At 65.5% G+C, this 13,814-nt stretch carries 13 protein-coding genes; 3 read left to right on the top strand and 10 right to left on the bottom strand.

What is annotated here, in order from left to right:
• Positions 1 to 504: 504 nt before the first annotated feature.
• Positions 505 to 876 (bottom strand): cupredoxin domain-containing protein, encoded by a 372-nt coding sequence (locus SH591_RS13935; protein WP_324749616.1) that lies wholly within the window; start codon positions 874 to 876, stop codon positions 505 to 507.
• Between the two features lie 169 nt (positions 877 to 1,045).
• Here SH591_RS13935 and SH591_RS13930 point away from each other — a divergent pair, with 169 nt between their 5' ends.
• Complete coding sequence (locus tag SH591_RS13930; RefSeq protein ID WP_324749615.1) at positions 1,046 to 1,327, top strand: DUF6894 family protein; 282 nt, start codon at positions 1,046 to 1,048, stop codon at positions 1,325 to 1,327.
• Positions 1,328 to 1,448: 121 nt separating this feature from the next.
• Here SH591_RS13930 and SH591_RS13925 read toward each other — a convergent pair whose 3' ends face one another.
• Both SH591_RS13925 and SH591_RS13920 read right to left on the bottom strand, forming a co-directional pair.
• Entirely contained in the window at positions 1,449 to 1,922 is a 474-nt protein-coding gene (locus SH591_RS13925) for a hypothetical protein (RefSeq protein WP_324749614.1), read from the bottom strand.
• A gap of 150 nt (positions 1,923 to 2,072) precedes the next feature.
• The gene (locus tag SH591_RS13920; RefSeq protein WP_324749613.1) at positions 2,073 to 3,167 is read right to left on the bottom strand and encodes a phosphotransferase; all 1,095 of its coding nucleotides are present in this window, start codon (positions 3,165 to 3,167) and stop codon (positions 2,073 to 2,075) included.
• Positions 3,168 to 3,257: 90 nt separating this feature from the next.
• Between SH591_RS13920 and SH591_RS13915 the strand changes: the two genes are divergently transcribed.
• Positions 3,258 to 4,166, top strand: coding sequence for a TauD/TfdA dioxygenase family protein (locus SH591_RS13915; RefSeq protein ID WP_324749612.1), 909 nt, complete (start codon positions 3,258 to 3,260; stop codon positions 4,164 to 4,166).
• A gap of 14 nt (positions 4,167 to 4,180) precedes the next feature.
• Here the strand turns inward: SH591_RS13915 and SH591_RS13910 are convergent, their stop codons facing one another.
• From SH591_RS13910 to SH591_RS13895, 4 genes are read right to left on the bottom strand one after another with little or no spacing between them, the layout of a single operon-like run.
• Positions 4,181 to 4,915, bottom strand: coding sequence for an SDR family NAD(P)-dependent oxidoreductase (locus tag SH591_RS13910; RefSeq protein WP_324751392.1), 735 nt, complete (start codon positions 4,913 to 4,915; stop codon positions 4,181 to 4,183).
• 2 nt (positions 4,916 to 4,917) lie between these two features.
• Entirely contained in the window at positions 4,918 to 6,081 is a 1,164-nt protein-coding gene (locus SH591_RS13905; RefSeq protein WP_324751391.1) for an acyl-CoA dehydrogenase family protein, read from the bottom strand.
• Positions 6,082 to 6,098: 17 nt separating this feature from the next.
• Positions 6,099 to 7,127 (bottom strand): NADP-dependent oxidoreductase, encoded by a 1,029-nt coding sequence (locus SH591_RS13900; RefSeq protein WP_324749611.1) that lies wholly within the window; start codon positions 7,125 to 7,127, stop codon positions 6,099 to 6,101.
• Positions 7,128 to 7,139: 12 nt separating this feature from the next.
• Complete coding sequence (locus SH591_RS13895) at positions 7,140 to 7,979, bottom strand: hypothetical protein (protein ID WP_324749610.1); 840 nt, start codon at positions 7,977 to 7,979, stop codon at positions 7,140 to 7,142.
• Between the two features lie 238 nt (positions 7,980 to 8,217).
• Here SH591_RS13895 and SH591_RS13890 point away from each other — a divergent pair, with 238 nt between their 5' ends.
• Entirely contained in the window at positions 8,218 to 9,657 is a 1,440-nt protein-coding gene (locus SH591_RS13890) for a spinster family MFS transporter (protein ID WP_324749609.1), read from the top strand.
• A 1-nt stretch (position 9,658) separates the two neighbouring features.
• Here the strand turns inward: SH591_RS13890 and SH591_RS13885 are convergent, their stop codons facing one another.
• From SH591_RS13885 to SH591_RS13875, 3 genes are all read right to left on the bottom strand, one after another.
• Positions 9,659 to 10,408, bottom strand: a complete 750-nt coding sequence (locus SH591_RS13885) for an SDR family NAD(P)-dependent oxidoreductase (protein WP_324749608.1) — start codon at positions 10,406 to 10,408, stop codon at positions 9,659 to 9,661.
• Between the two features lie 100 nt (positions 10,409 to 10,508).
• Complete coding sequence (locus SH591_RS13880; protein WP_324749607.1) at positions 10,509 to 12,719, bottom strand: TonB-dependent receptor; 2,211 nt, start codon at positions 12,717 to 12,719, stop codon at positions 10,509 to 10,511.
• 217 nt (positions 12,720 to 12,936) lie between these two features.
• Positions 12,937 to 13,743, bottom strand: a complete 807-nt coding sequence (locus SH591_RS13875; RefSeq protein WP_324749606.1) for a hypothetical protein — start codon at positions 13,741 to 13,743, stop codon at positions 12,937 to 12,939.
• Between the last annotated feature and the right edge of the window lie 71 nt (positions 13,744 to 13,814).

Genomic DNA, 13,814 nt, shown 5'->3' with positions numbered 1-13,814 from the left:
TCGAGCTACGTTCTCGGCACGCCTGACCAGGTTGCCGAGAAACTGAGGGACTTGCTCGTCCAGCTGGAGTTCAGGGGAAAGCAGGAGGTCGGTGTCCACGGATAGCCATGGCAAGACCTACATTGCCGGGAGTTGGACCTAGTGCGCGGACTCCAATGCGCCCCGCCCAGCGCTTCGATCCGTGAAAGCGATACGCCTCCAGGTCGCGACACCCTCGTGGTCGCCTTGATTGCTCAATTCCGCGATGCGCACGGCGGCGACGATCGGCGCTCGATCGCATGCTGTACCATCGCTTCGTTGGCACAGGGCGTGGGGAAGGCTGGTGGCTGAGTCCAGACTGCTGTTCCACTTTTCCCCAACTTTGAAACATCTCTGGACGGACGGTGAACAACCATTACTCGGCCCGCACAGTAGGGCGATAGACGCCGCGGCGATCGTCTCGTCGTTCGTGGCGCGTTCTTCCCCAGTCCGGACAGCACCGTGGAGGCGCCGCCTTGGCTAGCATCATTCGACAACGATGGTGCCGGCCATCCCCATGGTCTTATGCAGGAAATGCGAGCACTTGAGCTTGTAGCGGCCGATTGCCGGCGTGAGGTGAACGTCTCGCGTCTCGCCTCCTCGGAGCGTGACCGAACCATCGTGGACAAAGCGGGCGTCGTCCGGGGCAACGCGGGCTGCCGCGAAGAAGGCCGGCGCGGTAAAATCGTGCCCGGAAGAGCTGCTGTTGACGAGGCGGAGTGTCACCGGCTTACCCGCTTTGAGGTGGATGGTGCTCGGCTCGAAGCGGAAGCTGGCAAGCGCGACCGGGACCGTCGCGGAATCGGCCGTCCCAGAGCCGGCCGCTAGCGCGAGGATGGGGAGCAGAAAGTGGGGCATCAGCGGTCTCCGTGACCCGTTTCAGCCGGTGCCCATATTACCTCCTTCACCTCCTATCGGCAAGGCGGCGGGGCCATGACCGGCTTACTCCTTCCTCTCCTTGTGGGACAGCGGCGCAGCTGCTTCATAAGCTGCTGGAACCCCGTTGAGGCTGACGCTTTGAGGTGCAATGCCCCGGTTCTATCTTCACGTTTGCAATGGTAACGGCTTCGTCGAGGATGAAGAGGGCTCCGACCTTCCGGATGCCTCGGCCGCACGCGAGAAGGCCTTAGCGGGCGCGCGGGACATAATGGCGGCTGAGATCCAGCTAGGTGAGTTGGACCTGGGCTCGTTCATCGAGGTCGAAGACGAGAACCGGAATTACCTCTTCACCGTGACCTTTGCCCATGCCGTCGACTTAAAAGGGCAGGATCAGACTGCGCCTAGTGAAGGCCTGCGCGATCGAGCTTAGTCGACGACTGCGACGTTTGACGAGGCGGTAGATGAGCGCAGCAACTATGAATGTAGGGAGCAACCACATCAGGGCGAACAAACCGAGTTCGTAAACGCTCCCGCCCCGTAGCAACCTTGGACTATGCGCCAGGTCTTGGAGGAAGCAGCCGCGCCCTTGGCAATCGAAACCGTAGGCCTCCGGCCACCCGATCTTGTTCGACAGCCAGATGTCGCCTGCCGCCAACAGAAGGATGAAACAGCACGGCGCCGACGATCAGCAGCCAGAGCCTGGCAGAGCCAAGAGCCTTGCGTGGACCCGCAAGCTTAGGCTGGAGATGGCGAAGATAACGCCACATCACGAACAAGCCCCAGCAGATGCTGGCAGCCAGCGCCAGCCCACCTAGCACGGGGTAGCTGTCAGCGGGTGGGCCATCGACAAAGATCATGAACGGCACGAATGGGATGGCCGTGCCGATGATTGAGATGGGCTTGGAGTTGGCCGCGACGTCCTTGTCTACGAGCGCCGTAATTTTCCGCAACAAACCCACATCCAGCCCCCTTTCGAGGGTAGATACTGATTTCATCAATGTCCGCAAAGGGTCGTAAGCGGACATAACTCGCACGCCTGAACGAACGTCCGCTTCCCGACGCCTGCGACAGCGGCCTGAATGGCTGCAATTGGCGCAAACCAGACCTCGACGACCGCGTTCAATGGAAATTTCCGAATGATCGGAATGCCCATGTTCATAATGTCGAGCGCGCCATTAGCAGCCAATCCATCCAGCCCGCTCCCACGCCAGCGCGGCGAGGCGGGGGAAGTGGGCGGCCCGTTCTTTCGCATGGGCGGAAGCGGCGGTGCCGCGCGCCACCCTGCCCTTGATGCCGTGGAAGATGGCGGCAAGCCGAAACAGGTTGAAGACGATGCAGAAGAGGTAGAGCGGTCGGGGAACCTCGGAGCGACCGGTCCGCGCGCAATAAGCCCGTACATAATCCTCTTCCGACGGCAGCCCCAGTTCGGCCAGGTCGGCGCCGAACAGCCCCGCCACGATGTCCGGCGGCATGTGGTACATCATGCTGTGATAGGTGAAATCGGCGAGCGGATGGCCGAGCGTCGACAATTCCCAGTCGAGCACGGCCAGCACCTTGGGCTCGATCGGGTGGAAGATCATGTTGTCGCAGCGGAAATCGCCATGGACGATCGCGACCTCGTCTCCGACCGGGAGGTGCGTGGGCAGCCATTCGACCAGCCGGTCCATCGCCGGATCGCGGCCCGCTTCCTCGTCCTCCAGATATTGCTTCGACCAGCGCGCCACCTGGCGCGCGAAATAATTGCCGGGGCGGCCGTAATCACCGAGCCCGACCGCTTGCGGCTCGATCGCGTGCAGCGCGGCGATCGTCGCGTTCATCGCGTCGAAATAGGCTGCGCGCTCGTCCCGCGGCACGGCGGAGAAGGTCGCGTCCCAGAAGATGCGGCCCTCGACCATGTCCATGACATAGAACCAGGTGCCGATCACATCCTCGTCGGTGCACAAGGCATGGACCCGCGCGACCGGAAAGTCCGCCTTGGCCAGCGCCTGCAACACCCGCGCCTCGCGCTCGATCGCGTGCGCGCCCTTCAGCAACGTACCGGGCGGCTTGCGGCGCAGGACGTAGCTCCGTCCCGGCGTCACGAGCTTGTAGGTCGGGTTGGACTGCCCCCCCTTGAACTGTTCGACCCGCATCGGCCCGCCAAAGCCATCGACGTTGCATGCCATCCACGCGGCCAGCGCACGCTCGTCAAATGCATGCGCAGCCCGCACCGCCGTGGTACCACTATTGGGATCGCTACCCAGGGTCACCTCGACCTCGTCCCGCAACATTTGGCCATGATCAGTCGATCCCTTGACGCTCATCCGATTTGACCGGTACCTACATTATATAAATGGTACCGCAAGGCGTGCGTGGGAGGAATGATGCAGAGCACTTTCACGGTCGCACCGTTGGCCCATATCGGCGTCGAGATCGTCGGACTCGATTCCGCACGGATTGGCGGGGCGGACGAGGACAGGCTGCGCGCGCTCTGGATTGAGCATGGCGTGCTGTTGTTCCGGCGCGTCGGCACCGACGCCGCGACCCACGTCCGCCTGTCGCGCATCTTCGGCGCATTGCAGGAGCATGTGATCGAGTCGCTGCGCGTCGCCGACAATCCGGACCTGATCGTGCTCGGCGGCGAGGGCGACAAGAAGGGTCCGCCGATGCGCGTCGACGGCGAATTGCGCGCCGGCTTCCTCTTCCTGCACCAGGACGGCGCCTATACGCCGTCCATCTCGCAGGGCGGAATGCTGCGGATGATCCAGCCGCCCGCCCATGGCGGCGACACATTGTGGACCGATACGCAGGCGGCCTATGCGGCCCTGCCCGCCAACCTGAAGGCGTTCTGCGATAGCCATGCGACGGTCCAGGTCTGGCGCGACTTTCCCGAGCGGCTTTGGGGCTGGCCCGAGATCCACCTGGACGCCGTAAGCACGGACGACCCGATGCCGGTCGTCGATCACCAGCCCTTTCCACCGGTCCTCCAGCCGATGGCGATCGAGCATCCGGTGTCGGGCGCCAAGGCGCTGCTCCTCAGCCCGCTCGGCTATGACGGGGTCTGGGGCATGGACCGGACCGAGGGCGATCGAATCTATGAGGAAGTGGTGCGCCACGCGGTCGAGCCACGTTTCTGCTACCGGCACCATTGGGCGGTGAACGACCTCGTGCTGTGGGACAATCGCCGCACCATGCATGCGGCGTTCGGCTTTCCCTATGCCGAGACGCGGGTCGTGCAGCGGACCACTTTGGCGGGCGATCAGCCGACCGGCCGCCTGCTCACGCCGTAGGAACTAAAGCGTGCCTAGAGCGAGCTCACCATGTGGCCGCCGTCGACGACGATCACGCTGCCGGTCATGAAGGCAGAGGCCGACGACGCGAGTAGGAGCAAGGGCGCGTCGAGGTCGGCGAGCTGACCGAGCCGGCGCTGCGGAATACGCTTTACCAGCGCCTCCCCGGCCGGACTGGCGAAAAAATCGCGGTTGAGGTCGGTCTCGATATAGCCCGGCGCGATCGCATTCACCCGGATGTCGTAGCGCGCCAGCTCGAGCGCGAGCTGCTTGGTCATCTGGATGACGCCCGCCTTGGACACGGCGTAGGGCGTGACCTGCCCGCCCTGCCGGAGCCCCAGGATCGAGGCGATGTTGACGATCGATCCGCCGCGACCGCCTTCGCGCATCGCCCGCGCGGCGGCGACCGCAACGCGATAGCCGCCTTCCAGATTGGTGCCGACCACGCTCGCCCAGTCATCCTCGCTCTGGTCGAGCGCGGGGGCGGTCGTGGTGACGCCGGCATTGTTGACCAGCACGTCGATCGGCCCGGCTTGCGCGATGGCGTCCGCGACCGAGGCCGGATCGCGGACGTCGAGCGCGACTTGGCTGGCGGCCGGCCCGATAGTCGCGGCGAGCGCTTCGAGCCTGGCGACGTTGCGCGCTGCCAGCACGACTTCGGCCCCCGCCTCGGCCAGGACCCTCGCAAAATGCGCGCCGAGGCCGGACGATGCGCCGGTGACCAAGGCACGCTTGCCTTCGAGCGACAGCTTCACTCCGCGGCCTGCCGCTTGATCCGCTTGGCGAGGCTCCATTTGTGGACCTCGGTGGGGCCGTCATAGATGCGGAAGGCGCGCACCTCGCGGAAAATCTGCTCGACGATCGTGTCGCCCGAAACGCCGGTCCCGCCCAGGACCTGTACGCAGCGGTCGGCGATCCGGAACAGCCCTTCGCTGACTGCGACCTTGGCCATCGACGATTCGACCGTGCCCGGCGCGCCCCCGTCGAGTAGGCCGGCACACCAGTCAATCATCAATTCGGCCTGCTTCAGCTCGATCATATTCTCGGCCAGCATGAAGCCGACGCCCTCGTGGTCGATCAGCGGCTTGCCGAACGCGTGGCGACGCACCGCGTAGGCGCTGGCGATCTCCTGTGCGCGGTCGCAGCCGCCGAGCCAGCGCATGCAATGGGTGAGGCGCGCGGGCGCGAGCCGGACCTGAGCATAGCGGAAACCCTCGTCGACCTCGCCCAAGATGGCGTTGTCGCCGACGCGCAGCCCCTCGATCGCGACGATCGAATGGCCGCCGGGCATCGAGCTGTCGATCGTGTCGAGCACGCGCTCGACGCGAACCGCCGGATCGGGCAATTCGACCAGGAACATCGTCGCGGCGACGCGCCCCGGTTCGCCGGTGCGCGCCATGACGATGCCGGTTGATGCGCCCACTATGCCGGTGATGAAGGCCTTGCGGCCGTCGATCACCCAGCCGTCGCCGTCGCGCCGGGCCACCGTCTGCAGCATCGACGGATCGGAGCCGGCGCCGCCGTCCGCCGCGGGTTCGGTCATCAGGAAGGCCGAACGCGTCCGCCCTTCAAGCAGCGGCGCCAGGAACTGCGCCTTCTGCGCGTCGGTGGCCACGCGGCTGAGCAGGTGCATATTGCCCTCGTCGGGCGCCATGACGTTGAGCGCGACCGGACCGAGCGGCGACAGGCCAGCGGCGCGGAAAACCCGCGCCATGGCCCGCAGCGGCAGGTGGCTCCCGTCGGCGAGCACGTGCGGCGTCAGCACGCCTGCGGCGCGCGCCAGCGCGCGAAGCTCGGCGACCAGCTCGTCGCTGGGGCCGTGGCCGCCGAGACGCGGGTCGCGCTCATAAGCGAAGACCCGGTCGCGCACGAATGCCTCGACCCGGGCGGCGATGTCCCTGCCGTCGTTTGTCATCTCTCTCACTTCATTGCTCATGCCGCGGGATCGAGCCGCAGCATCACCTTGCCCTGGTTCGCGCCCGAGAAGAGCGACAGGAATGCCTCCGGGCCCGCCTCGAGCCCGTCGTGAATATCTTCGCGGAAGCGGATCTTGCCGTCGCGAGCCCATTGCGCCAGGCACGCCGCGGCTGCGCCATATTGGGCACTGTAGTTGCGAACGATGAACCCTTCCATGCAGATCGAGCGCGCGACCAGTTTGAACAGGTTGGTCAAAGGCGGCGGCGGCTCGGTCGCGTTATACTGGCTGATCAGGCCGCAGACGGCGATGCGGCCGCGCTCGTTGACGCAGTCGATCGCGGCATCGAGCTGGATGCCGCCGACATTCTCGAACACGGCGTCTACGCCCTCCGGCGCGGCGGAACGGATCGCGGCGGTCAGACCGGCGAGATCCTGGCCGCGATAATCGATGCCGGCATCGAAGCCGTAATCCTCGGCCAGGCGCCGGACCTTCTCAGGGCCACCGGCGATGCCGATGACGCGGCAGCCTGCCAATTTGGCGATCTGCCCCGCAACCGATCCGACCGCGCCGGCCGCGGCCGAGACGAGGACGGTTTCGCCGGGGCGGGGGCAGGCGATGCGGGTGATGCCGAAATAGGCGGTCAGCCCGGTCGGGCCGCACACGCTGAGGTAATGGCTGAGCGAGTCCACCGCGGCCGGATCGACCGCCCGAGTCACCGGGCCGGCCCGGGTCAGCCAGTAATCGGCGATGCCGTGATGGCCGACCACGTGCTGGCCGGCCGGATAATCGGCATCGCGCGAGGCGACGACGACACCCACGGTCGTCGCAGTCAGCACCTCGCCCAGCTCGATCCGCGGCACATAGCTGTCGGTCAGCGTCAGTCGCTGGCGCAGCGCCGGATCGAGCGAGGCATAGAGGTTGCGCACGACGAACTGCCCCTCGCCCGGCTCGGGGACCGGCGCCTCCTGCACGGCGAAGTCATCGGCGTGCGGCACGCCATCGCGCCGGGCGCGCAGCACGAGCTGGCGGTTGATCGCGGCCATGCCGGGCCCGGCTCAGCCGAGGTCTGGCAAAGTGAAGATCAGGATCTCCGACGTCTCGTCGCGCCCCGCGAAGCGCATTGCGTCCTCTTCCTCGGCGAAGGCGCCCGACCATTTGGGCAGGATCGATCCCTCCACCTCGACCTCGCCGGTGAGGACGAAGGCGACGACGAGGCGACCAGGCTTGTCGACCGTCACGCTCGCGCCCTTGGGCACCAGCAAAGCTTCGATCGTGAAGTCGCGCTCGCCGAAACGGCCGAGCGTCTTGCGCATCGTGCCGCCTTCGACCGGCAGCCAGTTGAACGAGTCGATGTTCATGTAGATTGCATCGACGAAGCGCGGCGGATCGACATAGACCATCTCGCGGCCGGTCACGTGCTCCCACGAAGCCTGATAGCCATCGATGCGCGGGCTGCCGTCATCGGGATAATAGAAGCCTTTCTCGAATTTGCCCTTGTGACGGAGGACCTCCGTCGCCTCGTCCATTCGTCCGAGCGTGACATAGCCGCCATGGCTGGCGCCATCGAACTGCATGATCGCACAGATCGACGGGCCGTCACACGCCATCGGGCCGTACCAGGTGCCTTCGGGATAATAAGCAACCGTGCGCGGCTTCAGCTTGCTGCGCGTGCCGTAATTCATCACGCCGTCCAGTCCGATGCGGATCTGGTCGAAATTGTGCCGGTGTGCGGGACTCCAGAACTCGTCGCCGTTGAAAGCGGTGATGTTGAATTCGACGCTGCGATTCTCGACGTCGCGCTGGAAGACGTTCTGCACGGTGATACCGCGCGAGCGGTGCGGCGAATTGACCGCCCATTCCGCGTCCGGACGAATTTCCTTGATCAGCAACGCCATCGCATCTCTCCTGCCCACGAGTTTCGGCACGCGCCACTCGCTGTGAAACCATTTTTTGCATTCTGGTACCACTTACGCGAGGCTGTCAAGCCTTGGCCCGGGCGAATCCGCCCTCTCCGCGCGCACATTTCGAGCCGCTGAGACATTTGGAAACCAAAACCCATATTTCGTTACCATTATGCTTGCGGCGGCTCGGCGCGTTTGCCACAACGGCCAGAATCTTCGGAAGGGATCCAGAATGTCGCAAGCCGGCGCAGTGCCCAATATGAGCCGCAGCTATCGTGCCACGATCCTCTTCCTGCTGATGCTCTACAGTCTGTTCAGCTGGGCGGATCGGTCGGTCCTCTCGACGATCGGCCAGGCGATCAAGGTGGACCTGAAGCTGAGCGACGTCGAGCTCGGTTTCCTCCACGGCTTCGCGTTCAGCATCCTCTATGTCACGCTGTCGCTGCCGGCCGCGCGACTCTCGGAACGCTACAACCGCGTCAACATCATCGCCGCCAGCATCGCCGTCTGGTCGCTGTTCACCTCGCTCTCGGGCTTCGCGCGCACCTTCGGTCAATTGCTGCTGTGCCGGATCGGCGTCGGCGTCGGCGAGGCCTGCGGCAACCCGCCCGCTTATTCGCTGATCACCGATTATTTCGGCCCGGGCCGCCGGGCCACGGCTCTGTCCATCTACCAGATCGGCCTCCCGCTCGGCATCATGTTCGGAGCGATCGCGGGCGGCTTCCTCACCCAATATTATGGCTGGCGCGTTGCCTTCCTGGTGCTGGGCGTGCCCGGTCTTGTCCTCGCGCTCGTGCTCAAGCTGGTCATTCGGGAAGTGCCGCGCGGCCATTCGGATGCGCTTGCCGGTCGGGTCGCCAAGTCCGAAGTCTCCCCGTCGACCTGGGAAACGGCGAAGCGGGTGTTCGCCATCCCTACCGCGCGGCACATGATCGCGGGCGTGACTCTGTTCACCTTCGTCAATTACGGCGCCGGCGCGTTCACTGCGCCCTTCCTGATCCGCGCCTACGGGCTCAATTATGCCGAGGTCGGCCTGATCATCGGCTTCGCGATCGGCGCGGCGAACGCGGTCGGCACCTTCGCCGGCGGCTTCCTGTCCGATTATTTCGGCAAGAGCGACGCGCGCGCTTACGCCTTCGTGCCGCTGGTTGGCCTGGTGATCGCCACGCCCCTGATGGTCGCATCTTTCCTTCAGGCGGACTGGCGCATCGCGGTCGCGCTCCTGACCGTCGGCGGCGTCATCCAGTTCGTCTATTTCAGCCCGACCTATGCCGCGATCTACAACATGGTCGACGCGCGGATGCGGGCGACGACGACGGCCCTGATCTCGCTGGTCGCGAGCCTCGCCGCACTCGTCATCGGCACGGTCGCGGCGGGCGCGCTGATCGACACGCTGTCGGGCTATTATTTCGGGCTGAGCCAGGCCGGCAGCTTCTCGGCTCTGTGCCCCGGCGGGGTCGCCGCGCAGGGCGCTTCGGCGGTGCTCGAGGCGGGATGCCGGAACGCGATCGATCAGGCGACCCGCACCGGCCTCGCCTTCTGCACGCTCGGCCTGTTGTGGGCTGCCGTCCACTTCCTGCTCGCGTCGCGCACCATCAGAGCCGATTTCGAGCGCGCCCGCGAAGGCTCCATGGTCCCGGTTCCGCTGACCCCGGCCGGCGAAGCGGCCTGATTCAGGCGGCGGTGTAGCCGCCGTCGACCATCAGGCTGGACCCGGTGACGAAGCTCGCGGCGTCGCTGGCAAGGAAGGCGATGGCCTGCGCCACCTCCCCGGCCTCGCCCAGGCGGCCGAGCGGGTGGAGATCGGCCAGCGCCGCCAACTGCCGCGGCTCGTTATGGGCGATAAGCGGCGTGCGGATCACCCCCGGACACACCGCATTCACCCGGATCCCTCGGCGGCCATATTCGAGCGCGAGCGCGCGCGTGAGATTGACCACGCCCGCCTTGGACGCGCTGTAGGCCGCGCGTTCGGCGATGCCGACATGGCCGAAGATCGAAGCGATGTTGACGATCGCCCCGCCCTCCTGTGCGAGCATCGGCCGCAGCGCCGCCCGGGCCATGTAGAAGACGCTGTCGAGATTGAGCGCGAGCACGCGCCGCCATTCCGTGTCGCCCAGTTCGTGGCTGGGGCCGCGCGCCCCGATGCCGGCATTGTTGATGAGGATATCGAGGCGGCCGAAGGCATCGAGCGCCGCTGCGACTGCGCCATTGGCGGCGCCGGTATCGGTGAGGTCGGCAAGGTACTGCTGCGTCCGGCCGCCCGCATCGGCAATATCGCGGCAGAGCGCGTCTGCGGCCGCGGCGTCGCGATCGACGACCAGCACCGCCGCGCCCCGTGCCGCCAGCAGCCGGGCGGTCGCAGCACCGATCCCCGACGCGCCCCCGGTTACGATCGCGGCGCGGCCGCTAAGCTCATTCGTCATGATGTCCCGGTCCCTTCAATAGCAAAGCGGGCGGCAGCCGCTTCCGGCCCCGCCCGCTCTCCCGTCCGCGCCGCCGGTGGGACGGCGCGGTCCGTTTCGATCAGAACCTGAAGCCTAGCTTCGCACCGAACACCCGGCCGATATCGTCGACCTGGAACCCGATGAGGTTGGACGGCTCGTTGCCGTAGATCAGGAAGCGCTGGTCGAGCAGGTTGTTGGCGTAGAGACCGAAGCTCAAACCCTTCCTGCTGAACAGGTCCGCGGTAAGATCGATCGTTTCGAACGAGGGCTGGTGGCCGACGGGGCTCGGCGGCACCGCCGACGAGATCTCATATTCGTCGCTGAACTTGAGCCGCGCGCCGATCCGCGCCTTCTCGAAGCCGAGGAAAGCTTCGGGCAGGAGCCATTCGTAGGTCGGCGCGATGCCGACGACATATTTGGGCGCGAACTGAAACGGCAGGCCGGACAGATCGACCGGATTGCCGGCGGCGTCGCGGCTGACATAGCTCTTGTAGTAGGCGTCGAGATAAGACCCCGTGACCGAGATATTGAAGCCGTCGGTGGGGCGCAGGACCGCCTCGATCTCGGCGCCCTGGGTGATCGCGTCCGCGGCATTGTCAATCACCTGCACCAGCGTGCCGCCGGCGCCCGTCCGCCCGACTTGCTTCTGCAGGTCGGTGAATTCGGTGCGGAACAACGTCAGGTTGAACTGCAGCGTGCGATCGAGCCACTCGCTCTTCAAACCCGCTTCGTAGGAGCGCGAAGTTTCGGGATTGTAGGAGCGCGCCGCCGCCACCGATGCCGGCGTGCCGAGGAAGCCGCCGCCGCGATAGCCCTCGGCATAGCGCAGGTAGACCATCTTGGTCTTGTCGATCTTGTACTGGGCGCCCGCCTCGAACGAGGTGTTCTCCCAGCGCCCGGACTCGCGGTTGATGGGGTCGGGCGGGGTCGTTCCGACCTGCGCCGGCGCGAAATAGTGGACCGTCTTGTCCCAGCTGTGGCGGACGCCGCCGGAAATGGTCAGCTTGTCGGTGAGGTCGAAATCGACGCGGCCGAACAAGGCGAACGTGTCGCGGACCGAGCGCTGCGCGACCATGAGCTGCGTGCCGAACACGTTTTGGCCGTTATTCTGATAGGCGTCGCTATGGTTGTAATAGCCCGCGACCAGCCAGGCGAGCCGGCCGTCCATGTCGAGCCCGCCCATATGCTCGGAGGTGATGCGCACTTCCTGCGAGATCATCTCGAGCGTGGTGTCGGCGCGGTAGAGCTCGAGCGCCGGGAAGGGCGTCTTGTCGAAGTCGTTCGCGTTGAACTCGTCGAAATTGCGATAGCCGGTGATGCTGGAGATCTTGACCGGGCCGACCGTCCAATCGCCGACGCCGGTGACGTTGATGTCGTCGACCGTGGGCTTGATCGTATTGCCCGACCGCGTCGTCCCGTAATTGAAGTCCTGCGTACAAACGCCATAGACCGCGCAGATGCGGTCGCGCGGCAACGGTACGGGCCGGCCGCCCATCTGCGACGAACGGTCCCAGATGTAATCGGCGGTCAGATAATAAGAGAAATCGTCGTTGGGCGTGAACAGGAGCGCGCCGCGAACGGAGCCGCGCTTTTCGCCGCCCATGTCGCCGCCGGGCACGGCGAGGTTCTCGACCCAATCGTCGCGACGGCGGAAGTTCGCGTAGACCTTGCCCGCCAGTACGCCCTCGGCGATCGGGAAATTGACCAGACCCTGCGCCTGGAAGAGGTTGTGGCTGCCATATTCGACGTTAACCCGGCCGCTGAAATCGCCGGTCGGGCGCGAACGCGTGACCAGTACCGCGCCGGCCGACGCGTTCTTGCCGAGGGTGGTGCCCTGCGGTCCGCGCAGCACCTCGATCCGCTCGACGTCGAACAGGTCGGACATCGATCCGGAGATGATCGGCTGGTAGACGCCGTCGATATAGACGGGCACGCCGGGCTCGATCGAAATGTCGGCCGCTTGGGTTAGGAAGCCGCGCAGGCTGATCACCGGGTTGGCGGGGGCCGTGCCGAGGGTCGAAACGGTGAGGCTGGGAACGTTGCCGCTGAGCGCGATCAGGTTCGAGGCGTTGAGCGACTCGATCTGGGCGCTGGACAGGACGGCGACCGCGATAGGCGTCTCCTGGACCGACTCCTCGCGGAGGCGCGAACCGGTGACGACGATATCGCCGTCCCCTTCGGCCGGCTGGGCTGCGGCCGCGTCGGCTTCGGCAACAGCCTCAACCTGGGCCAGCGCCGGAACCGGCAGCACGATCGCCGCACCGAGGCAAAGCTTCACAATCCGTTTCATCCATTCTCTCCCAGTAGGCGATCGAGGATTCGGGTCGTGATAGGCTCATGCGGTACCGATCCTCCGGATCGCGCTCAATCGCGCGAATCCGGGCGTCTCGTCACCACGGTGTGAATTGGCCTGTCTTATCCGCCGTTTCGATCGGTAATGTTTCTTATTTTGTGGTACCGTAGATTAGCTGTTGTCGCTGTCAAGCGGGGAAATCACAGCTCCCTCCTCAGGCGCGCAGCGGCGCCAGTCGTGCGGCGGCATCGATCAAGTTGCAGCTCGGGCAGCTCCCGCGGCCGAGCAGCGAATCCACGCCCGCGCGTGCCGAGGCGATCATGCGGCTGAGCGCGTCGCCCCGGGCGGCCGGCGCGGCGCCCGGCGTCTCGTGGACGCAAGGCGCAGCCTTCTCGTGACGATGATGGCCGGGCAGCTCGGGCGGCCAGCGCGTGTCGGGGAAGATGTTCGAAGGCGGAAAAAGACTCGGCCAGCAGGTCTTTTCCTCGACGTCGTAATAGAGCCGGTCCTCGACCTTCATCGGCTCGGCGGCGGTGAAGATCAGCTCGCAGTTGAGCGCCCCGGTCTCATTATTGTGCGAATGGATCGACCGCGGCGGCGGCGGCATCCAGGTCGTCCGGCCGCGCGGCAGGAAAATCTGGTCGACCAGCTCCAGATCGGCATAGCCGGGGACCGAGCCATCGTCCTTGCGCTCGTACATGTCCCACCGGTCGACGCCACGCCAGCCGCAGGCGATCACCCAGAAATCGCCATGTTCGTGGACCGGCGAAAGATAATGCGGGTCGAATTGCGACAGGCCCAGCAGGGTGAAGGGCGGCTCGAATGCGAGCAGATAATTTTGCGTCGATCCGTCGGCGGGGCCAATCGGCATGCCGAAGCGGGTGAGGTCGTCGCGCTGGGACAGGTGCGACATGCGATCGGCGATGTCGGCCTGCTTTTCGACCAGCGGCAGCGAGGTTTCGAGCACCTTCTGCGCATCCCGCATGAAGCCAGCCACCGTATATCTGCCCGACCCGCTCATCCCTCGCTCTCCTAGAAATGGTACCATTATTCTGCGTTGGTACCAATGAGCGGCAATGAAGCCGGTGTCAA

The organism is Sphingomonas sp. LY54 (genome assembly GCF_035594035.1).
In the GTDB taxonomy this organism is placed as follows: Bacteria; Pseudomonadota; Alphaproteobacteria; order Sphingomonadales; family Sphingomonadaceae; genus Allosphingosinicella.
The sequence above is the reverse complement of the archived record's forward strand: the minus strand, read 5'-3'. Positions and strand labels throughout refer to the sequence as shown.